Origin of the sequence: Sulfurihydrogenibium sp., assembly GCF_028276765.1 — a bacterium.
GTDB lineage: Bacteria > Aquificota > Aquificia > Aquificales > Hydrogenothermaceae > Sulfurihydrogenibium.
Genome location: NZ_JAPYVU010000030.1, coordinates 1 through 21,699 on the forward strand (window position 1 = coordinate 1; position 21,699 = coordinate 21,699).

Here is a 21,699-nt window from a genome sequence, read left to right on the forward strand (position 1 = left end):
ATTCTCTCATGGGACATGGTCGTGTCTTTTATTTTATCTATTGCTTCCATGGCATTATTTACAGCTGTATCAAAACCTATTGCATAATCTGTTCCATAAATATCATTGTCAATAGTTTTTGGAATTCCTATGATGTTTAGCCCAAAATCTTTTTGCAGTAAATAAGCACCTTGAAAGCTTCCATTGCCACCAATTACGAACAATGCATCTATATTATGTTTTCGTATATTTTCATAAGCTATTTTTCTAAAATTATAATCTTTAAATCTTGGCTCTCTTGCAGTTAAAAGAATAGTTCCTCCTTTTTGTAAAATACCTGCGACAGATTTGTAATCTAAGATTGTGTAATCGTTTTCTATAAGACCTTTAAAGCCTCTTTTAAAAGCTACAACTTCAATGTTATAGTAATTAGCAGTTCTGACAACTGCCCTGATGCATGCGTTAAGACCAGGGCAGTCTCCACCGCTTGTAAGTAATCCGATTTTTTTCATTATTTATTTACCATATAGCAAAAATCAGAAGCTTGAGCCATCTCTGGGATGATATCGCCGGTTTGTTTGTTAACATAAACTTTTCTGACAGTTGATAAATTTTCATAACCTTTTAGATTGATTTCACCTATAAAATATTTATCATTTTCGCAAACATTGATTGTATAGTCTTTACCAAGTCCTACATAGTTTGCTATCTTTTTCTCAGCTTCTTGTTTTGTGATTGCAAATGAAGTGCTTACAACAGATGTAATAGCCAATGCAAATAATACTTTTTTCATGATACAACCTCCAAAAAATTTAGGATAATTTTATCACTTTTTAAGATTAATTTGTATATGTTTTATTGTTTTTGAAGTAAGACCCGTTTGGGAAAAATTCCGATTTGTTTAAACATGGTATCATCCAATTCTTTTAGTAGTAAGATTGCTCCAAAATTTTCGTAGAATTACTTCTTTGTGTTATCCTCCAGGATGTGCCAACTGTAGAATGACATCATTGATAGTTTTTAGCATCCATCTGCAGAGTATAGTTTTCCATCCCCTAAGATATACTAATCCTTTATTTCTAATAAATACTTTTCTTTAACTAATTCACTATAATCTTCTAATTTTTTCTCATATCCTTTTCTACCCATAAGACCGTAAGCAAAATCTTTTCCTTCTTCAACAGCTGGTTGGTCAAATGGATTAATTTTATAAAGCAATCCGGTAAATCCTGTTGCAAGTTCATAAATATAAATCAACATTCCAAGATTGTAAGGGTCTAATCTATCAATTGTTATAGTTAAGTTTGGCACTTGACTTTTAATTAATGCCGCTCTTGTTCCTTCTAACTCTATATCTAAAATTTCTTTCAATGAATGGTTAGCAAGGTATCCAATTTCTTCTGGGATATCTTTTGGGATTTTGTAATCTCTACTACTTTCTAAAACCCTTAAAAATGTAATAATTTTATCTTTTGGACCTTCTCTAAAAAGCTGAATTTGAGAGTGCTGGTCTATTGTTCCGATGGACTTTAATGGAGTTTGACCAAAGCCTTCTTTGCCAAGGCTTTCAGCCCATAGCTGCCTATACCAATCTACAAATGATGATAATCTCTCAAAGTATGGCATCATTACTGATATATGTTTTCCTTTCCTTTCACAAGCTAAATAATGAATAAGTCCAATTAAATAAGCAGGATTTTCTAAAGGATTTGAAATTTTCATGCAAAGTTCATCGGCTTTTCTTGCACCTTCTAAAAGCTGCTCTATATCAATTCCACAGACAGCAGATGATAAAAGTCCAACATTGCTTAATACAGAAAACCTTCCACCTACTTTTGGCGGAATGTCGAGCATTTTGATTCTTTCTCTTTCCCCAAACTTTCTTAAAAACCCTTTTTCAGGGTCTGTGGTAAATATTAGATGGTCTTTATAATCTTCTCCTAACTCATCTTTAAGCGTGGTTAAAACTATAGCAAAGTTCGCTATTGTTTCAACAGTAGAACCGGATTTTGTTATCACATTAAACATTGTTTTCCTGATGTCTATTAAGTCAAAAATGTTGCCTATTTTTTCCGGGTCTACATTATCCATAATATAAAACTTTGGATAATTAAAATCATTATAGTTAAAACCATTTATTGCTTCTTGGATCATTTGATTTCCAAGGGCAGAACCCCCTATTCCAATTACAACAAAGTAATCAAAATTTTCTCTTATTTCTGTAGCAAGTTTTTTAATCTCTTCCGTGCGTTGATAAGGTAGCTTGGTAAAGTAAAAGCTATTATCTTTCTCTTCTTTTATTTTTTCATGTACTTCTTTTACAATTTCTTTATAAGCTTCGATCTCTTCAAATAAAATTCCATGTTTTTCACCAATAACATCTGACATAACATTAGTAAAATCTATCTTTATCATGATGACCCCCTTGAAATGTATGTAAAATATTTTATGACAAAAATCAATTTTTTGTTTTATAATATGGTTAGCAAATATTAACTAAACTGAGAGGTGTGGTATGAGAAAAGGTTTATGGTTTATGGTTTTTCTTATCTTCTCGTCATTTATCCTTTCTTCTTGTGAAGGTAAAGGAAAAATTTCTATTCAAGAGCCAAAAAATGCAGATGTTTACATCAATGGAAAACATGTTGGAAAAACGCCTCTTGAATTGGAATTAAAAGAAGGTAGTTATGACATTACTGTGGCAACAACAGAATTTGATAGAGATACACAAAAAGGTGTTTGGGTTTATTATGACAAAACAACAAAATTAGCGTTTAATCCAAAGCCAACAGGCATTCTTCAAGCAGACTCTATACCGCAAGGTGCAATTGTTATGGAAGGAAGAAATTACATCGGTAAAACTCCGTTTAAAGAGTATCTTCCTGTTGGAAAACATCTTATTATCTTTAAACATGGAGCTGTAGGTACTTCAAGAAAAGTAGTTATTGAATACGGGAAGACAACATCTATATTTGTAAACTTAACAAAAGCTGTTATTCATCTAAACGCAAATCCACAGGATGCTAAAATTTATGTAGATGGAAAAGAAATTGTAACTTCACCACAAAACGTTGATCTTGATGAGGGTGTTCATAAAATTACTGTAGAAAAAGATGTATATAAAGATACTTTTACCATAAATGTTAAAAAGGGTGATGAGTTTTATGTTAATTACACCCTTGAAGATGTTCAGCTTCCACCTGTTCAAGCTTATGGACCATTATACATGACAAAAGATTATAAATATTTCGTATCCTTAGGAAAAGCTGGTATTTACTTCTGGGATATAACAGACTTAAAGCCACATATCTCTTTATGGGACCCGGAGGATGTAAGAAACTTTGATAAATTCTCAACTTTTGCAATTTCTGACGATGGAAAACTTACAACCGCTATAAAACCTATCAAAGCACTTGCATACAAATATAAAGACATGAAAAATCCTGTAAAAATTCTTGTTTGGGACAATTCTACAGCTTCTGTAATTGTAAATAAAGTATTTGACGTAAATGCATCTTTAATTTCTTTTGGAAAAGGTGGAAATAATGTATATGTCTTCTCCAAAGATGGTAAAGGATTCGTATTAGATGCTAAGACTGGTAATAAAATTAAAGATATTTCTTTAAATGAATCAATATCTGTTTTAAAAGGGTATAACAACAAAATCTATGCAGGAACAGAAAGCGGAAAATTAATTGTATATGATACGAATTCAGATAACATAGAGAAGTCAGAAAATATATCTTCCGGAAGAATAAATGATATTCAAGTTTCTAAGGATGGTAAATATTTAGTGATAGCTTCAAAAGAAGCTAAGGTCTTAAATTTAGCTGACTTAAGCGTGTCTAAAACTGTTTCATCCAATACAACTGTATTATCAGCCAACTTATCCCCATCAAACAGCAAAATTGCTTTAGCTAAGGCGGACAAAACTGTAGAGGTTTACGATATCAATGGAGGCAAGCTTTATACAATTAGCAACTTTACAGCACAACCAACATCTGTTATTTTTGCAACAGAAGAAATCACAATCACCGCATCTTCTGTAGAAAATCCAACAATTAACCTTTGGTACAATGGAAAATTACTGAGAAAATGGGTTCAAACCATAGAGTAAAAAGCATTTAGCGGTTAGGTGGAAAGGTAGGAGTCTTTTTACTTCTTGCCTTCCACCTATTACCTTTCACGTTAGTATAGTATAATTAAGCTCTAAATTTTCTAAAATAGGGGTACACAACAGCGAAACTATTCCAATAACCCAAATCGTCATTCTGAGCGAATTACAACAGTTGCTATTTTATGTAAAAAGGTGTAAAATAATGAATTATTATGAATAGAAAACTATTAACTACAAAAAAGTGTGAAGAGATATACGGAATCAGTAGAATACCATTGATTAATTATGAAAAAAAGATTGATAACTCCTGTAGAAAGTGGAAAAGTAAGACAGCTACCCAAAAACTTGTCAACCAATGGAAGCAGCAGATGAGGGGTCTACCCACAGGTAGTCATAAAAGCTGGCAAGTTCTTTCCATAGCCTTAGCCTTCTGCTGTCTTGAAAAGTCTTACAAAGATCTTTCTTTTTTGAAGCGTATAATAATTTCAAAGGATTGGATAGCAATGGTTGATAGGGCACTTCCAAAATACCGCCTGTTGGGGTCGGAAGTGTCTGAAATGGCGGAATACAAATACCCCAACCCAAACTGTGCGAGTTTTATACAGTTTGGTTGACCAGGTTTTAGTCATTCAAGAGTTAAGAATTAACAATCAAATCAGGGTTAAAGAAGTAAGACTAATTGACGACGAAGGTAAAAACTTAGGAATAGTTCCAATTGAAGAGGCATTAAGATTAGCAAGAGAAAAAAATCTGGATTTAGTGGAAGTATCTCCAAACGCAAATCCGCCGGTTTGTAAAATTATGGACTATGGCAAGTATAAATTTGAACAGAAGAAAAAAGAAAAAGAAGCAAAGAAAAAGCAGCACGTTCAAGATGTTAAAGAAATGAAATTTAAGTTAAACATAGAAAAGCACGACTATGAAACAAAAATAAAACATATTAGAGAATTTATCCAAGATGGAGATAAAGTAAGAGTTTGGATATGGTTTAGAGGAAGAGAGAACGTTCATCCGGAACTTGGAGATAAACTTGCCCAAAGAATCATAGAGGACGTTTCTGACATAGCAGTTGTAGAAAAACCACCGGTCAAGGAAGGCAAAAATATGATGTTTACTCTTATCCCTAAAAAGTAGTATAATATAAAATAACATCTTGACCGGTAGCGTAAGACGAATTTTATCGAATCATAATCACTTTTTTCATAGATGCCGAAGTGGCGGAATTGGCAGACGCAGGGGACTCAAAATCCCCCGCCCGCAAGGGCGTGCGGGTTCGACTCCCGCCTTCGGCATTTTATTCTGAGATTTAGTTAGTCTAAAAGGTCAAAAAGGTTCTTTAATTATATAGTCCCCCCCTCAATAAATTTATCTAATAAATTAAAAGATAAAAATACATTTTAAAGGAGGTTAGATATGATAAAATTTGATAACAATCTTCTTACACATGTCGAAGAGATGGACAAACAGCACATGAAATTTGTAGAACTATTGAATAACACTTACAAGTTCTTAAGAGAAGGTAAAAAAGATGAAGCTTTAGAGCTTTTTGAAAGAGATCTTCTTGCCTACATGGAGCACCATCTGTCCGAAGAGGAAAAATTTATGGAAAAAATAGGTTATCCTGAATTAGAACAACATAGAAAGGTACATGAATTGTTCCGTAGAGAAGTTTACAACTTAGCCCCACTTATAGAAAAAGGGGACTCAAAGGCTTTTAGGGAAGCCCTGTCCTTTGCATGGGGTTGGCTATACAGCCATATTGCTAAAACGGATAAAAAATATGGAATTTATGCAAAAGAAGTAGAAATTGATTTGAAAAAGAAAGATCTCGCAGCTGTATAAGTTAAAAAAGAATTATTGAGATTTCTCGCTATAGCTTTGGAATGATATAACTTTGCCTTCTCTTGTCATTCTGAGGCTGTGAGTCGAAGGATCTCTTTTTGGTTCAAGAAGAAAACACGAGATTCTTCGCCAGCTTTAGAATGACGATTTGGGTTTTTTAAGAACCACATGTTATCCTTTGAAGCTGGTATAGACTTTTTCATCTTCCATTCTTTAAACTATCTCTCTGGGTAAGCAGATTTATCTCAAAAGTATCTGCAGATTTGAAAATATCTACTTATAGCCTGATGTTAAGTTAGGTGTGTTTAGTAAAAAAGAGAAACTCTTAATTGGTTATACCACTATTTATGTAAGAATCTATATTCAGTACCTTTTAACAACCTATCTAAATTATCCTTATGTTTAATGATAATAATCAACCCAATAATAAATGCTGCGTATGTATAATAAATATTGTTTTCAATGAAATTAATGACAACCCAAGAAACACTTGCTGACAACATAGATGCAAGAGATACATAGCCAGAGACAAGAAACGCACCAAGCCAAAACATGCTAACAATCAACGCAGTTTTATAGGATAAAGCAATTAATACACCAAAAGCTGTTGCGACACCTTTTCCACCTTTAAACTTTAAGTAAATTGAAAAACAATGTCCGATAACAGACGCTATAGCAAGTAATGAGACAAGTTTTGCGTCAAAAATGTACTTTGCAATATAGACAGGCAGAAAACCTTTTAACATATCTAAGATTAATACTAAAAATCCTGCTTTTTTACCCAGAACTCTTGTAACGTTTGTAGCACCAATATTTCCGCTACCTTCTTTTCTAATATCTTTTCCAAAAAGCTTGCTTACAATTAAGCCAAAAGGGATCGAGCCTAGTAAGTACGTGATAATTAAGTATACGATAAAGTTTACTTCCATGCTTTTTCCTTATAAAATATCATAAAATACTCAAACCCAGAAACGTAGGCAAAGAATATAGATATCCATAGAGCAACTTTTCCAAATTCTACAAAATTTATAGAAAGTAAAAATATTGCTAAAAGTTGGATGGACGTTTTTAGCTTTCCTAAGAAATAAGCAGGAACTACAATTCCTTTGTTTACCAAAACACTTCTAACCCATGTTACAAGCATTTCTCTCGCTATAATTAAAAAAACTTCAAAAGAATTTACAACGTGCTTTTCTACCAATGCTACTAAAACTGATACTGTAAAAATTTTATCAACTGCCGGGTCTAAAAGCTCACCATGCTTTGTTACATCATTTGAAGCTCTTGCAATAATTCCATCTAAATAATCAGTTAGAATAGCAACAATTACTAAAAAACCAGACAAAAAATAATTATCTTTTAATATAGAGTATATCAAAAATGGAATTATCACTAATCTTGATAATGTTACTAAATTAGCAAATCCTATATTCAACTCTTTTTACCCTTTCTTACCCAAGGTGGAATCTCTAATTCATCATAAGATAAAGATTCAGATGTAAACTCTTCTTTTGACTTAGATTCTTCAGTGTATGAAGTTTTCTCTCTCTTTATAGACTCCTTTTTCTCTATTATTCCGGATGGTCTTGTTTTTAAAGAAGGCTTAGATTCTGATTTTCTTTCATCTTCAAAATCTGTAGCTATTACAGTAATTTTAATTTCATCTTCCACATCATTTATGATTGATGCACCAAATATAATGTGCGCTTCTTCATGGGCAAGCTCTCTAATTTGTGAAACGGCTTCGTTAACTTCCATAAATGATAAATCCGGACTAACTTCTACATTTATAAGTAATCTTTTTGCTCCTTGGATGGATGTTCCTTCTAACAATGGGGAGCTTGTTGCAGACATTACTGCTTCCTCTATTTTATTTTCACCTTTTCCGGAGCCAACGCCAATTAAAGCTTTGCCTGCATTTTCCATTATTGTTTTGACGTCGGCAAAGTCTGGATTAATCAAGCCCGGAACTAAAATCAAATCAGTGATTCCTTTTACAGACCTATAAAGTATACTGTCAACAAGCTTAAAGGCATTGGCAAACGATACATTTTTACCTGCTACTTGTAATAATCTATCGTTATGGATAACAAGATATGTATCAACTCTTTCTTTTAACTGCCCTAATCCTTCCTCTGCGATTCTTTGTCTAACTTTACCTTCAAAGCTAAAAGGTTTTGTAACTACAGCCACAGTTAAAATACCCATTTCCTTGGCTGCCTGAGCTATAACCGGACTGGCACCTGTACCTGTCCCACCGCCAAGTCCGGCTGCTATAAATACCATATCAGCTCCTTCCATAGCTTCTTTGATTTTATCTAAATTCTCTAATGCGGCTTCTCTGCCAATTTCTGGCTTTGAACCGGCACCCAAACCTTTACTAATACTCTCTCCAATATGAATTTTATTTGGAACAGGAAGGTAGTTTAAATGTTGTAAATCTGTGTTAACTATATATAATTCAACATCTTGAAGTCCTTCTTGATACATTCTTGCTACTGCGTTGCTTCCCCCGCCACCTACACCAAAAACTTTAATTTTAGTTGGATTTTTTGCGTCATAATTTATTTCCATTCTAAGTTTCCTCCAAACAATTAGAAAAGATTCTTTATTTTATCAAAAAACTTTATAAAAGTGTCAGATATATTAAAACTAAACATTTCACTACTGTTACTAGACCCTACATGCTTATCTTTTATAGCGGAAGCTGTAAACTGCAGACATCCTATCACTGTTGCGTACTCTGGACTGTAGAATTTTTCGTTAAACGCCTTAAATTCTTTTGGCTTTCCGATTCTTACATCTTTTTCAAAAATCCTTTCTGCAAGATTTTGGATATAAGGGGTATTAGCCACTCCTCCGGTTAAAACAATGCCTGCATTTAATCTATCATAAAGTCCGGTTTTTTCAACCTCTTTTCTTAAAATTTCAAACATTTCAGTTAATCTCCATTCTATTGTTTCTACAATTTCATACTTTTCTAATTTGATTGTATCCTCGTCTTCTCTGGTTTTAACTTCAACTACTTCATTAAATTCTAAAAACTCGGTTGTAGCAAGACCATGTTGCTTTTTTAAGCTTTCAGCAATATCCTTGGATATTTTAAATCTAAAGGATATATCTTTTGTTATAAGATTTCCACCAATAGGAATAGACCTTACTACTTCAAGATAACCGTTTTTATATACTGCTATGTCGCTTAAACCACCGCCAATGTCAATTATCGCAACACCAAGGTCCTTTTCTTCTTCATAAAGCACGGAAGTGGCAGATGCTATAGGATTGACGACAATATCCATAACTCCAAGACCGCTTTGCTCAACTACCTTTTTAATGTTGCTAATAGAATTAACCTTACCTGTTATAACATTGTATTCTCCGGATATTTTACTACCAATTAGACCAACAGGTTCATATACTATCTCATCATCATCCAAGACATACATTTTTGGAATGATATGCAAAATCTGGATGTTATCATTTTTAAATTTTTCAGATATTTTTTCTATCAGTGCGTTTATGTCATTTTGGTCTATTTCTTTATTGGATGAAGAAAAGCTTATAAAATCTTTTTCATTTTTTGATTCAATATGAATTCCTCCAATATTTAAGACTACTGAGCTTATTCTAAATCCAGAGTTTGATTCAGCTGTTGCAATCGCTTCTTTTATTGATTTTATAGCTTCTGAAGGATTTACTACCGCTCCTTTTTCAATACCTTTAGATAGTGTCTCTCCAAAACCTATTATATGCAATTTTCCAGTTTCATCTAAATCACCAATTACTGCAACAGTTTTATAACTTCCTACATCAAGCGCTACAAAAGTTTTACTTTTACTCATTTTGTTTCCTCGTTTAATTTTTTTACTATTACCATTTCGTCAAAACTAAAATTTAGATAATTATAATCATTTAGATTTTTATTTGCTAAAAATATTTTAGCTTTATTTATACTATCATCAAGCTCATCTTTTGAAAACACCAATATTTTTCCATCGGAAGTTTCAGCTGCTATTTGTGATTTTTGAATTATAAATTTAGAAAGCTGATAATCTTTAAAACTTTCCATAATTTTCTTGATTTTTAATACATCGCTTTTTTGAAATTCACTATCGTTATAGTATATATTCACAAGGTTTAGCAAATTTGAGATGTCTGTTTCGTATATATTTCCTTCTTCATCAACGGTAAAAACTTTACTACCTTGAATGATATTAGCAAAGGGCTTTTTCTCTTCTACTATCATCGTAATTTCGCCAAGATTTGGCTTAAAGATTTTTATATCTTTAATAAATTGGTATTTTTTTAATTTTTCTTTCAATCTATCCTCCGATACAAATATCCAATTTTCTGTTTTAAAGATGTTTTTTAAATCGTTTTCTGATAATTTATCAGTTCCAACAACGTTTACTTTCTTGATTGCTACTATATCTTTTACAATTGGTAGAGTTGGAGCATAGTAGCCAAGTAAAGCACACAGAATAATCCATGCTGAAAAAAGTCCAAGTTTTTTCATCTTTTTAAACTATTTTTTATTATTTTTTCTACAAGCTGGTTGAATGTAATTCCTCTTGCCAATGCAGCTTTGGGAAGTAGGCTAAACTCTGTCATTCCGGGGATTGTATTTACTTCTAGCACATAGGGATTCTTATCATTTTCTAAAATGATATCAACTCTTGCAGGTCCTTTGCAATTTAAGAGTTTATAAACCTTATGTCCTAAATCTTGAATGCTTTTATACACATCTTCATCTAATTGAGCTGGGCATATGTACTGAGTTTTTCCTGTAATGTATTTGTTATTAAAATCATAAAAGCCTTCTGATACAACAACTTCAACAATATCAAAAACTTCATCGTCAAGTATACTAACTGTTAGCTCTCTTCCTTTGATAAACTTTTCTACCAATACTTTATCATCAAGGTCAAATACTTCTCTTACAGCATTTTCATATTCTTGCTGATTGTTTACTATATAAACACCAATAGAAGACCCTTCTGTAGGAGCTTTTACGACAACCGGGAAATCCGGTCTATAATTTAAAGCCTCTTTTTCTTCTGTGAAAAATGTCCAATCTGGCGTTGGAATGCCAAAGTTTTTCAAATACATCTTTGTTAGTACTTTATCCATTGCTATGACGCTTGTTTTCATATCCGACCCTGTGTAAGGAATGCCAAGAAATTCTAAGATAGCTTGAATTGTACCATCTTCTCCACCTTTTCCGTGTAAAACTATAAATGCTAAATCTGGTTTGTATTCTAAAATCTCTTTTATGAATTTATCTCTTTCTATTATGTCAAATACTTTGTAATTATATCCGAGCTGTTTTAAAGCTTTTTCTACCGCTTTTCCACTTTTGATAGAAATCTCCCTTTCTCTTGAGTATCCACCATATAAAAGCGCGATTTTAGTCAATGATTTTAACCTCTCTTTCAAGATTTATATTAAATTCGTCTAATACTTTTCTTTCGGCAAGTTCTAATAGTTTTATTAGGTCTTTAAACTCAGCATTTCCATAGTTTACAAGAAAGTTTGCATGTTTTTCAGAAAATCCTATATCGTTTATTCTATAACCTTTCAAGCCAACTGCTTCAATCAGTTTGCCGGCATATGTTCCCGGTGGATTTTTGTAAGTTGACCCGGCTGTTGGTAAATCAAGGGGTTGCTTGCTGTTTCTATCAAGCAGATGGTTTTTTATAATCTCTGATATGTTTTTATCACTTTTTCTAAGCTTTAGCTTCACTTTATAAACAAAACCTTCGTTTTGAAATTGGGAGTATCTGTAAGAGTATTTAATCTCTTCCTTTTTTGAATGATTTAGCCGTCCTTCTCTGTCTATCCACCAAACCTCTTCTATTAAATCAAAGATTTCGCTTCCGTAAGCTCCTGCGTTCATTGCAGTTGCCCCGCCAACGGTTGCAGGAATGCCGGACAGGTTTTCAAATCCTTCAAGGTTGTACTTTTTCACTACTGAAACTACGGTTTTAAAGCTTACGCCGGCTTCTGCGGTGATGTAAAAAATATCGTTTTGATTTTCTATCTCATACTTTTTTAGATTCTTAGAGTGGACAAAAACTCTATTCACAACTCCATCGGAAAAAATTAGATTGCTTCCAATTCCAAGTGGATAGATGTTATCATACTCTTTAATTAAAATAGAGATTTCTTTATGATCTTTTGGAAAATATACAATCTTTCCTTTTCCGCCAACTTTTATAGTGCAAAAATTCCTAAGGTCTATATTTTCTTGATGTTCAATTGTTTTTAAAATCATTTAATATATTTTCTACGATTTTTTCACCACTGTCAAATATCGCATATTCTTTGATTTTTTTGCTTAAACTTTCTAAGTCTTTGTTAAAAGCATCTTTTAATGCTTCTTTTAAAACTTCTTTACTTAAATCTTTTTCTTCAATCAATTCACACAAACCTAAATCTTTTAGCCATTTTACGTTGTAATACTGATGGTTTGACGCTGCATAAGGAAATGGAACAAAGATAGCGTATTTACCAAAGCATAAAATCTCGTTAACACTACTTGAACCACTACGAGAAATTACAACATCTGCAGATGTGTAAAAGTCTTCCATATTATCAACGTACTCATAAACTGTAAGATTTTCTAAATTTGGTACTTCTACCTGCCATTTTCCTTTTATAAGGATGAATTTAATATCTTTCATTTCTGAAGCTAAGGATATTGCGTTTTCAGAAAGTTTTTTTGCTCCTTGGCTGCCACCTACAACCAAAACTGTTTTCGTTTGGTTTGGCTTATACACATAATTTTTAGCTCTTTCTACGATGTTTTTTCTTAGAGGCATACCTGTTAAAACTGTTTTCTTTCTGTCAAAAAACTTATCTGTAAGTTCGAAGGTTATGAAAACTTTTTTAGCAAAGTAAGATAGAATTTTATTTGAATAAGACGGGATGGAATTTTGCTCATGTATGTACAATGGCACTTCTGCTAAAAAAGATGCAAGTCCAAGAGGTATTGATGTATAACCACCAAAGCAGATTGAAAAATCCGGCTTTTCTTTTTTTATCTGGTTGTAGACTTTAAAGGTTGTTGACAGTAGGCTAAAAACTCCTTGAATTTTGCCAATGATAGATTTTCCTCTTACTGCTTTCATTGGGTATAAAATTTTTTCATCAGCCGGAAAATCTTTTTTGCTTTCTATTCCATTTGTAGTTCCGATGTATGTAATGCTAAATCCTTTTTCTTTTAGATTTTCTGCAACGGATAAAGCAGGGTAAAAATGACCACCTGTTCCACCGCCGGAGACAAAAACTTTTTTCATCTTAAGTCCTTTGAACAAAGTTTATTTTATTAGGCTCTTTTGAAATTCTTAGTAGAATTCCTATATACAAGAAGTTCATGATCAATGAAGAACCACCATAGCTTATAAATGGTAGCGTAAAACCTGTTGATGGAAAAAGGTTTAAGGTTACAAATATATGAAACAACGCGTTTAAAGTGATAATATACGTTATACCAAGTCCAAGTGTTTGGATGAAAACATCATCTTTGCTTAAAGAAATTTGTACTCCTCTTATTAGAATAATGATATATAAAGCTAATACGAAAAAAGTGCCAAGGATGCCGGCTTCTTCGCCAATTAAAGCAAAAATATAGTCTGTATGAATTTCTGGCAGGTATTTTAGTTTTTGGGTTCCGCTACCTATACCTTCACCAAATGGACCTCCTTTTACAAAAGCAACTAAAGATTGAAAGGCTTGATAACCTTCCTTTGTAGATGGGTCTGGGTTTAGCATACCTATCAATCTGCTTTTTGCGTAATGACTTGTTAAAATTATTAAAGTTCCAAAGGCTATTATGAAAGGTATAAAGATAAGTAAAGGTTTAACGTTTGCTCTTGAAGAGAACAAAATTAAGGTTGTAAGAATAAGCAAGAACAACGCAGCTCCTTTGTGTGGCTCAAATGCAATTAAAACAGCTGTAAAAAAAACAACGGCAAAGATAACGATAAAAGGCTCCAATGTTTTTAAAATGTCTTCTTTTCTGGATAGATATTTAGCAATAAATAAAACAGTTGCAAATTTTATATATTCTGAAGGCTGGAATTTAAAAAATCCTAAGTTTATCCATCTATGGGTTCCGGTAGAATCTCCCGGTAAAATATACACCAAAATCAGTAAAACTATTCCAAAACCAAAGAAGGCGTAAGCCCATTTCTTCCAAAAATCCATCGGCATTAAATAGCCAAACAATCCTGCAAAAATGGCAATAAATAAAGCTATAAAATGTCTTTTTACATAATAAAACGGGTCCGCCGGAGTGTATGTAAACGTAGCACTGTATATAAATACAAATCCAACTATTACAAGTAGAGAAAAAGCTAAAAATATATGGTTATCAAAATACTTACTTCTTACCATTTAAGCTTTCCACTATTTCTTTAAATTTATTTCCTCTATCGGCGTAATTTTTAAACATATCAAAGCTTGCACATCCAGGAGAAAATAAAACAACTGCTTTGTTGCTTTTTGCAACTTCAAAAGCATCTTTTACTGCTTCTTCTAAGCTTTCCTTTTTTATGCTGTTTGTATAATCTTTAATCATCTGGTATATCTGCTCTTTATCTCTTCCTATTATAAATGCTGATAAAACTTTGGTTTTTAATAAACTGCCAAGCTTAGAAAAATCTCCGCCTTTGTTTATTCCGCCAAGAATCAAAACAACGTTTTCATCAAAGCTTTCTATCGCCTTTTCTACAGCTTGAACTGTCGTTGATTTTGAATCATTATAAAACTTAACACCTTCTACTTCTTTTACAAATTCTATTCTATGGCTAAGGGGTTTAAATTCTTTTATTTTTTCAATCACTTTATCTACATCTACATTCAGCAGATAAGCTGTCAGGATCGTTGCCATTATGTTTTGAAGATTATGAAAGCCTATAAGCTGAGTTTTTACTTGAATTTCTTCTGTTTTATCATCTTTAAGCACAAGATTATAAACGTTTAAACCATCTTCTTTTCTATGTTCTTTTAGATAAATTCCTTTAACATCCTCCGGAAGATCTTTTAAAGAAAAGTAATAGACATTTTTACCTTTTATATTTTTTAAGCATTTATCATCATAGTTTAACACTGAAAATTCTGTATTTTTTAAAAGTTTTAGCTTAGATAAAACATAATGTTTTTCTTTTTTGTGCCAATCAAGATGGTCTGTTGATATGTTTAATATGATAGATACTTTTGGTTTTAATGTTTTTGTTGAGTAAATCTGAAAGGATGAGAGTTCTAAAACTACGATAAAAGGTGAGACGTGAGACGTGAGATGTGAGACGTGAGAGGTTGAAATATTATTTTTATTCATGTTTTTATCGCTATTTGCTATGTCTAAAGGATTGTTTTTTTGGTCTAATGGCTTTTGATAAGAAAACGAAGCCTCTTCTATTTTGTCCAAAATCTCAACAAATGGAATGCCATAGTTTCCACCTACATAAACATTTTTATCTGATATTTCTTTTAAAACTTCGTAAATCAAAGACGTTGTTGTCGTTTTTCCATCTGTTCCGGTAATAGCTATTATTTCACAGCTGTCATTACACTGTCTGTATGCAAATTCAATTTCTGAGATTATTGGAATTCTCCTTTTTCTTGCATACTTAAAAATTCTGTTAAAAAACGGTACGCCGGGAGATACGATGATTGTATTTATATTTTCACTCTCTGGCAGTGGGTCGTTGTCATCAATTATCAAAGATTTTATGTTTTTTTTCTCAAGATATTTTTTTATTGATTCTCCTGTTTTGCCTTTTCCGTAGATCAATACCAAAATTTAGCTCCTACAGAGTTATTTCTGTGCCAACGCCTTTTTTAGTAAAAATTTCTAAAAGTACGCAGTGGGGAAGTCTACCATCTAATATATGTGCTTTATTAACGCCTTTCTCTAAAGCTTGGATACAAGCTTTTACTTTTGGAATCATTCCACCTTTTATAACACCGTCTTTTATCATTTGGTTTATCTGGCTAACGGTTGCAGATGATAAAGTGTTGCCGTTTTCATCTTTCAAGCCTTCTATGTCTGTTAAAAATAATACTTTTTCTGCCTTTAAAGCTGCTGCAATAGCTGCTGCAACAAAATCTGCGTTTATGTTGTATGCGTTTCCTTCTTCATCAAATCCTATTGGTGCAATAACAGGTATGTAGTTGTCTTCATCTAAATGGATTAAAAGCTCTGGATTTACTTCTTCAACCTCTCCAACATGACCTAAGTCTAAAAGCTCCGTTGGTCTGTAATCTCCAATAGACCTAAAATATTCTTCTGCGTCTAACTTTTTTGCTTTTATTAAACATCCGTCTTTTCCTGTAATTCCTACTGCCTTCACATGTCCGCCTGAATAACTGTTTATCAGCTGAACGATACTTTTATTTACAAGACCGCCAAGAACCATCTCAACAATATCCATTGTCTCTTTGTCTGTTGCTCTCAAACCGCCAACAAACTTAGGCTCTAAGCCCATTTTTTTCAAGTACTGACCTATCTGTGGTCCTCCCCCATGAACGATTATAGGATTTATTCCAATGTATTTAAGCATTATAATGTCTTGCGCAAAAGCGTTTCTTAAATCTGCTTTGTCCATAGCGTTTCCGCCGTATTTTATAACAAAGGTTTTGCCTCTAAAATTTCTTATAAATGGCAGTGCCTCTAAAAGTATTTCAGCCTTTTCTATGATGCTTTCCAACCTTTAAGCCTCCTCTATAAAATCTTTAAGAAAGTTTATTAGCTCCGGGTCTGCAGGCAGGTCTACCCAGTATGTTCCATCTTCATGCTCTATTCTTAGAGCTTTTCCGTTGTCTAAAAAGTATATATTCGTAAGTCCTTTAGAAAAATACCATTCTAACTCTTCGGTTATTCCTTTCATTACTAAGCTGAAACTGCTTTTATATTTTATAACTTTTTTTAGCACTACAGGCGCCTTTCCAAATTCATCCACACCTTCAAGCTCATAAGAAGTAACATCTACAGCAACGCCTCTTAAGTTAAATTCTTTCTCTTCCAAACTTTAATCCTCCAACAGAGATTTTACAGACCATTTTTTGTTTTTAGATTTTCTTTCGGGAGGCTGAATCAAAGATAAAAACTCTTCAATCAATTTTTTTCTTCTTTTTTCTTCTAATTTACCGGAAAATTGTTTTGAAAAAATCTGCTGTATTATCTCAATCTCTCTTTTTTTTAAAATAGAGAAATCTTTTAAGTCGTTTAATAAATTTTTGGCTTTTTTGTGTGTTAAGATTAAAACATAAGAATTTTTGTTTTTTCTAAGAGTTCCGCCGTATGCTTCTTTTACCTGAATTAGAAAATCTTCCTTTTTAGACCTTAAAATGACCTCAGGATATATGCTTTTCTTTGTTCTTCCATCTTTTTTTAAAGAAAGTTTGCCACAGTTATCAAACATTCCGGCTAAATAAGATAAAAATATTTCCTTATTCATTATCCATTCTTTGAATTTCGTTTAATAACTCCTCTACCATCTCTTCTTCAGAGACTCTTTTGACTGGAACTCCTTTTTTAAATAAAATAGCTGATTTATTTCCACATGCTAACCCAATATCTGCTTCTTTTGCTTCTCCGATTGCATTGACAACGCATCCCATTATTGCAACCTTTAAAGGTTTATCTACCGCTTCTAATTTTTCTTCAACTTTTTTAACCACTTCCGGTAAGTTTACCTCAATCCTTCCACATGTTGGACAGGATACAATCTCAACACCTTTTCTTCTCAAATCCAGTGCTTGAAGAATTTGATATGCTACCTTTATCTCTTCCTCCGGGTCTGCTGTTAAAGAGACTCTTACTGTATCTCCGATGCCCTCATACAGTAAAATGCCAATACCAACGGCAGATTTTATAGACCCTCTACCTGCCGGTCCTGCTTCTGTGATTCCTATATGAAGGGGTATGTCAGTTTTTTCTGCAAAGATTTTATTTGCTTTTATATTTTGAAGTACGTCAGAACCTTTTATAGAAACCTTAAAGTTTGTAAAACCTACAGACTCAAAAAATTCTGACCAGTACAAAGCACTTTCTGCTAAAGCTTCGGCAGACGGATAACCATACTTTTCAAGAAGTCTTTCTTCCAAAGAACCGGAGTTAACACCGAGTCTAACTGCAATATTTTTTTTCTTACACTCTTGGAGGATTTCTTTGATTTTTCCTTTATCATTGATGTTTCCAGGATTAAGTCTGATTCCGTGTATACCGCTTTCAAGAGATAAAAAGGCAATTCTTGGGGAAAAATGTATATCGCCTATTACAGGTATTGGAGAATTTTTTACAATTTCCGGCAATGCTAACGCATCCTCTTCTCTTGGAACGGCTACTCTTATAATTTCACATCCTGCTTTTGCAAGTCTATTTATCTGATTTAAAGTTGCTTCTATATCATGGGTTTTTGTATCTGTCATAGATTGGACAACTATCGGTGCTCCATCGCCTATCTTAACATTGCCTACATAAACCGGTCTTGTCTTTCTTCTGTTTATCAAGGAATCAATAACTCCTGTCCAACTTTAATATTGTCATCTTCTAAGTTATTTAAATTTTTTAAAACGTCAACAGATACGCCAAACTTTCTTGCAATACTAAATAATGTATCTCCTTTTTGAACGATATAGATATTTTCTTTATTTGAAGATGGCTTATAGGATGTTTTAACAATCTCTGGTTTTTCAGATGTTTTGATTAGTGATATTAAAGATTCGCTGTCATTTTCACTTTTAGCAGGCTGAGTTTGGGAGACAATTGTTTGAGCAGGTTCAGTTGAAGGCTTAGGACTTGATGTTTTTGCTACATATCTATTTTCACTGGTTTTATTTTTAGCTATTGGCTGTGTTGTTATAAATCTCCTGTCAAAGGTTGCAGCATAATCAAGCTTTGGAAGGTTTATGTTTATTCCTTCAAATGCTATGTCTTTCTTTAAATGGGCATTGTAGAATTTTAAAATATCATAATCAACTTTTTTCTCTTGCGCCAAGTCATTTAAGTTTATCTCTCTGTCGGCAGTAAAATTAATAACATCATAAATATTTGTTTTAACATCCAATCCATATTTTTCAGGATTGTTAGCAATCAGAAGAATGGCAAAAAATTTTGAAACATACTCTTTTGTTTGTGATGGAAGGATATCTTTTATCTCATAAAAAGATATGACTGATGAAGATTCTAATCTCTTTGCGACACATTTTTCTCCACAGTTGTATGCTGCAATCGCAAGCTCCCAACTACCAAACATGTTGTATAAAGTCTTTAAATATTTTGCGGCTGCTATTGTAGATTTGTATGGGTCTCTTCTTTCATCAATGTATTCATCTATTCTTAATCCAAACCTTCTCCCGGTAGATGGAATAAACTGCCAAATTCCGGCTGCGTTTGCAGGAGATGTAGCAAAAGGATTAAATCCGCTTTCAACAACCGCAAGATATGCCAATTCTTCTGGCAGTCCTTCATGTCTGAAGATTTTTTTTACCATTGGCATAAAGTAATTTGCTCTTTTAAGAGCGTTTTCTGTGAAGTATTTTTTTGTCGTTGTAAAGTAATCTATGAAATAATCTATATCTTTATCATCCGGAATTTGCATGCTTAATGCAGATGCTTCTTTCTTGATAAAATTTTTATCTTCTTCTGTAATGGCTATTAAGACTTTATTTTTTGTGTTATTACTCTCCAATGTTTTTAACTCAATTTTTTCTTTATTTTCGTTTCTTATAGCAGTCTTTGGTTTATATGTATCTTTGTAGGTAGAGCTTCCCTTCTCTTTAACTTGAACAGAGCAAGATTGTATTAAAAACCCTATCAAAACGAATAGTAATATGAGTTTATATCTCATTTTAATCACCTACTTTACTATTCGTTAGTTTTGGCTAAAACTTTAGATTTTAACGCCAATACTTCTTTCTTTTCTTTGATTGTATTCGTGTTTTCATCTATGTAAACAAGATTTACTTTGAAGCTTTCTAAATCTTTCTCGTTTACTGCTGCATACGATGCAATTATTATAATATCTCCATAATGACCTAATCTTGCCGCTGCTCCGTTTAAGATACATTCTCCTGAATATCTAACTCCAGGGATTACATAGGTAGAAAATCTTTGACCGTTGTTTACGTTATAAACTTCTATCTTTTCAAATGGAATTAAATTTGCAGCTTCCATTATTTCTTCATCTAATGTAAGACTTCCTTCATAATGCAGGTCTGCTCCGGTTATTTTTATTCTATGAACCTTAGATTTTAGTAATGTTCTATACATTAATTGCCTCCTATCTTTACTTTTTGGCAGAAGAAATTAGCAAAATTTTTTAAATCATTCAAGATTTAATGTCATATATTTATGAGAGAGCTGTAAAAATTTTTGTAAGTTTATCTTTCCTTGTCATTCTAAGGCTGTAAAGCAGAAGGATCTTCTTAATTAACATTTGCCAATTCTTAATCCAATCCACCTATTCTGTGAGGGTGTTCCAGAATTTTCGTAAGCTTACCTTTCCGTGCCATCCTGAGGACGAAGTCCGAAGGATCTCTTTTTTGATTTTTGACTTGAAAAGAAAAATAGGAGATTCTTCGCTTCGCTCAGAATGACAATGCGGATTTTTGGAACAGTCTCCCTATTCTGTTCTCACTTGTATCACATTTCTCTCTCAATTATAAATTTAGCTAAACTTTCCAATTCCTCAACATCTTCACTGTCTCCAAAAACTCTTAAACTTTCTATCGCTTTATTTACAAAGTCTTCTGCCTTTTGCTTAGCCTCTTCTATTCCACCGTAGCTTTCTACAATATTTTTAACTTTTATTAAATCTTCAGTATCCGGATTTTTGTTTAATAAAACTGATTTTATGAATTCCTTTTCTTCTGTAGATAGTTTTTCTCTTACAGCAATCAAAGGGTATGTTATTTTTCCCTCTCTTAAATCATTCATTATAGACTTTCCGGTTTTTTCCTCTTTTCCTGTGTAATCTAATAAATCATCCACAATTTGAAATGCCATACCGATGTTTAAACCATACTCAAAAGCTTTTTGTTTTAAAGTCTCGTTATCTGTTCCAAGTGCTGTGCCAACATAACAGCAACTTCCAAACAGTGCTGCAGTTTTTCCTTCTAAAATTGAGTAATACTCTTGTAACGTTATATCAAAGTCAGCAATTTTTTTTAGTTCTAAAAGTTGTCCTTCAGCCATTTTTTTGACTGTTTGGCTTACGTTTTTAATCATGTCTATATCGCCATAGATAGAAAAGAGATAAAGTGCGTTAGCATACATATAATCACCGGTTAAAACGGTTGTATCATTTCCAAAAATTCTGTTTGCTGTAGGCTTTCCGCGTCTTAATAGTGAGCCATCTACAACATCATCATGAAGAAGGGATGCGGTATGAAGATATTCTAATGCAGCTGCCAAGATATAGTCTTTTTCTTCATTTTTATTTTTTATTATTTTAGAAAATTTCAAAACAAGATAAGGTCTAACTCTCTTACCACCGCTGTCTATAATGTATTTACCTACTTGAAGTATGAAATTAACATTACTATCTAAATGCTGATACATTACTTTTTCAAAATAAGCTTTATCAAAATTAAACAAGAAATAGCTCCTTTCTGAGTATCAAAGTAATTTTGCATCTCTATTATACAATAAATGCTTTAAATGATAATTTGTAAATTTTGGAAGTTGTTGATGATTTTTGTAAGAATGTAAAAAGTAAAACGAAACTTTATAACCCACACGGTTCAGATGGAAC

Annotated in this window: 23 protein-coding genes, 1 tRNA gene and 1 pseudogene; 5 read left to right on the plus strand and 20 right to left on the minus strand. The window is 32.7% G+C overall.

Annotation, left to right across the window (positions count from 1 at the left end; genetic code table 11):
- The 3 genes from Q0929_RS05915 to Q0929_RS05925 form a co-directional block, all read right to left on the minus strand.
- On the minus strand, positions 1-491 hold a 491-nt coding region (locus tag Q0929_RS05915; RefSeq protein ID WP_299238829.1), incomplete at its 3' end, for a 6-phosphofructokinase.
- The gene (locus Q0929_RS05920; protein WP_299238831.1) at positions 491-772 is read right to left on the minus strand and encodes a hypothetical protein; all 282 of its coding nucleotides are present in this window, start codon (positions 770-772) and stop codon (positions 491-493) included. The genes Q0929_RS05920 and Q0929_RS05915, both read right to left, overlap by 1 nt.
- A gap of 272 nt (positions 773-1,044) precedes the next feature.
- Positions 1,045-2,394, minus strand: coding sequence for a glucose-6-phosphate isomerase (locus Q0929_RS05925; RefSeq protein ID WP_299238833.1), 1,350 nt, complete (start codon positions 2,392-2,394; stop codon positions 1,045-1,047).
- A 100-nt stretch (positions 2,395-2,494) separates the two neighbouring features.
- On the opposite strand from Q0929_RS05925, the gene Q0929_RS05930 reads away from it, so the two are divergent.
- The 5 genes and pseudogenes from Q0929_RS05930 to Q0929_RS05950 all read left to right on the plus strand — a co-directional run bounded on the left by Q0929_RS05930 (position 2,495) and on the right by Q0929_RS05950 (position 5,938).
- On the plus strand, positions 2,495-4,096 hold the full coding sequence (locus Q0929_RS05930) for a PEGA domain-containing protein (RefSeq protein ID WP_299238835.1): 1,602 nt from the start codon (positions 2,495-2,497) through the stop codon (positions 4,094-4,096).
- A 320-nt stretch (positions 4,097-4,416) separates the two neighbouring features.
- Positions 4,417-4,710, plus strand: a pseudogene (locus tag Q0929_RS05935) (IS200/IS605 family accessory protein TnpB-related protein); the annotation flags it as partial.
- A 13-nt stretch (positions 4,711-4,723) separates the two neighbouring features.
- Positions 4,724-5,230, plus strand: coding sequence for a translation initiation factor IF-3 (gene infC / locus Q0929_RS05940; protein WP_299238870.1), 507 nt, complete (start codon positions 4,724-4,726; stop codon positions 5,228-5,230).
- Positions 5,231-5,304: 74 nt separating this feature from the next.
- Positions 5,305-5,388 (plus strand) — tRNA-Leu (locus Q0929_RS05945).
- Positions 5,389-5,509: 121 nt separating this feature from the next.
- On the plus strand, positions 5,510-5,938 hold the full coding sequence (locus Q0929_RS05950) for a hemerythrin family protein (protein ID WP_299238836.1): 429 nt from the start codon (positions 5,510-5,512) through the stop codon (positions 5,936-5,938).
- A 341-nt stretch (positions 5,939-6,279) separates the two neighbouring features.
- On the opposite strand, the gene plsY is transcribed toward Q0929_RS05950, so the two are convergent.
- From plsY to Q0929_RS06035, 17 genes are all read right to left on the minus strand, one after another.
- The gene (gene plsY / locus Q0929_RS05955) at positions 6,280-6,867 is read right to left on the minus strand and encodes a glycerol-3-phosphate 1-O-acyltransferase PlsY (RefSeq protein ID WP_299238838.1); all 588 of its coding nucleotides are present in this window, start codon (positions 6,865-6,867) and stop codon (positions 6,280-6,282) included.
- Positions 6,858-7,373: a CDP-diacylglycerol--glycerol-3-phosphate 3-phosphatidyltransferase gene (gene pgsA / locus Q0929_RS05960; RefSeq protein WP_299238840.1), complete on the minus strand. Its 516-nt coding sequence runs from the start codon at positions 7,371-7,373 to the stop codon at positions 6,858-6,860. Before pgsA ends, plsY begins: the two co-directional genes overlap by 10 nt.
- A complete protein-coding gene (gene ftsZ / locus Q0929_RS05965) occupies positions 7,370-8,512 on the minus strand; it encodes a cell division protein FtsZ (RefSeq protein ID WP_299238842.1) in 1,143 nt (380 codons plus the stop codon). Before ftsZ ends, pgsA begins: the two co-directional genes overlap by 4 nt.
- Before the next feature lie 20 nt (positions 8,513-8,532).
- Positions 8,533-9,780, minus strand: a complete 1,248-nt coding sequence (gene ftsA / locus Q0929_RS05970; protein ID WP_299238844.1) for a cell division protein FtsA — start codon at positions 9,778-9,780, stop codon at positions 8,533-8,535.
- A complete protein-coding gene (locus tag Q0929_RS05975; protein ID WP_299238846.1) occupies positions 9,777-10,454 on the minus strand; it encodes a hypothetical protein in 678 nt (225 codons plus the stop codon). The genes ftsA and Q0929_RS05975 overlap by 4 nt, the downstream gene beginning before the upstream one ends.
- The gene (locus Q0929_RS05980; RefSeq protein ID WP_299238848.1) at positions 10,451-11,353 is read right to left on the minus strand and encodes a D-alanine--D-alanine ligase; all 903 of its coding nucleotides are present in this window, start codon (positions 11,351-11,353) and stop codon (positions 10,451-10,453) included. The genes Q0929_RS05975 and Q0929_RS05980 overlap by 4 nt, the downstream gene beginning before the upstream one ends.
- Positions 11,346-12,212 (minus strand): UDP-N-acetylmuramate dehydrogenase, encoded by an 867-nt coding sequence (gene murB, locus Q0929_RS05985; RefSeq protein WP_299238850.1) that lies wholly within the window; start codon positions 12,210-12,212, stop codon positions 11,346-11,348. The genes Q0929_RS05980 and murB overlap by 8 nt, the downstream gene beginning before the upstream one ends.
- Positions 12,193-13,236, minus strand: coding sequence for an undecaprenyldiphospho-muramoylpentapeptide beta-N-acetylglucosaminyltransferase (gene murG / locus Q0929_RS05990; RefSeq protein ID WP_299238852.1), 1,044 nt, complete (start codon positions 13,234-13,236; stop codon positions 12,193-12,195). Before murG ends, murB begins: the two co-directional genes overlap by 20 nt.
- Position 13,237: 1 nt before the next feature.
- The gene (locus Q0929_RS05995) at positions 13,238-14,335 is read right to left on the minus strand and encodes a putative peptidoglycan glycosyltransferase FtsW (RefSeq protein ID WP_299238854.1); all 1,098 of its coding nucleotides are present in this window, start codon (positions 14,333-14,335) and stop codon (positions 13,238-13,240) included.
- The gene (murD, locus tag Q0929_RS06000) at positions 14,322-15,740 is read right to left on the minus strand and encodes a UDP-N-acetylmuramoyl-L-alanine--D-glutamate ligase (RefSeq protein WP_299238856.1); all 1,419 of its coding nucleotides are present in this window, start codon (positions 15,738-15,740) and stop codon (positions 14,322-14,324) included. Before murD ends, Q0929_RS05995 begins: the two co-directional genes overlap by 14 nt.
- A gap of 10 nt (positions 15,741-15,750) precedes the next feature.
- On the minus strand, positions 15,751-16,650 hold the full coding sequence (gene argB / locus Q0929_RS06005; protein ID WP_299238858.1) for an acetylglutamate kinase: 900 nt from the start codon (positions 16,648-16,650) through the stop codon (positions 15,751-15,753).
- A gap of 3 nt (positions 16,651-16,653) precedes the next feature.
- Positions 16,654-16,968: a hypothetical protein gene (locus tag Q0929_RS06010; protein ID WP_299238859.1), complete on the minus strand. Its 315-nt coding sequence runs from the start codon at positions 16,966-16,968 to the stop codon at positions 16,654-16,656.
- A gap of 3 nt (positions 16,969-16,971) precedes the next feature.
- Positions 16,972-17,400, minus strand: coding sequence for a hypothetical protein (locus Q0929_RS06015; RefSeq protein WP_299238861.1), 429 nt, complete (start codon positions 17,398-17,400; stop codon positions 16,972-16,974).
- Complete coding sequence (ispG, locus tag Q0929_RS06020; protein ID WP_299238863.1) at positions 17,393-18,454, minus strand: flavodoxin-dependent (E)-4-hydroxy-3-methylbut-2-enyl-diphosphate synthase; 1,062 nt, start codon at positions 18,452-18,454, stop codon at positions 17,393-17,395. The genes Q0929_RS06015 and ispG overlap by 8 nt, the downstream gene beginning before the upstream one ends.
- A complete protein-coding gene (locus Q0929_RS06025; protein ID WP_299238865.1) occupies positions 18,451-19,794 on the minus strand; it encodes a lytic transglycosylase domain-containing protein in 1,344 nt (447 codons plus the stop codon). The genes ispG and Q0929_RS06025 overlap by 4 nt, the downstream gene beginning before the upstream one ends.
- Before the next feature lie 17 nt (positions 19,795-19,811).
- Positions 19,812-20,216: an aspartate 1-decarboxylase gene (gene panD, locus Q0929_RS06030; protein WP_299238867.1), complete on the minus strand. Its 405-nt coding sequence runs from the start codon at positions 20,214-20,216 to the stop codon at positions 19,812-19,814.
- A gap of 372 nt (positions 20,217-20,588) precedes the next feature.
- Positions 20,589-21,542: a polyprenyl synthetase family protein gene (locus Q0929_RS06035; RefSeq protein WP_299238868.1), complete on the minus strand. Its 954-nt coding sequence runs from the start codon at positions 21,540-21,542 to the stop codon at positions 20,589-20,591.
- Positions 21,543-21,699: the final 157 nt, after the last annotated feature.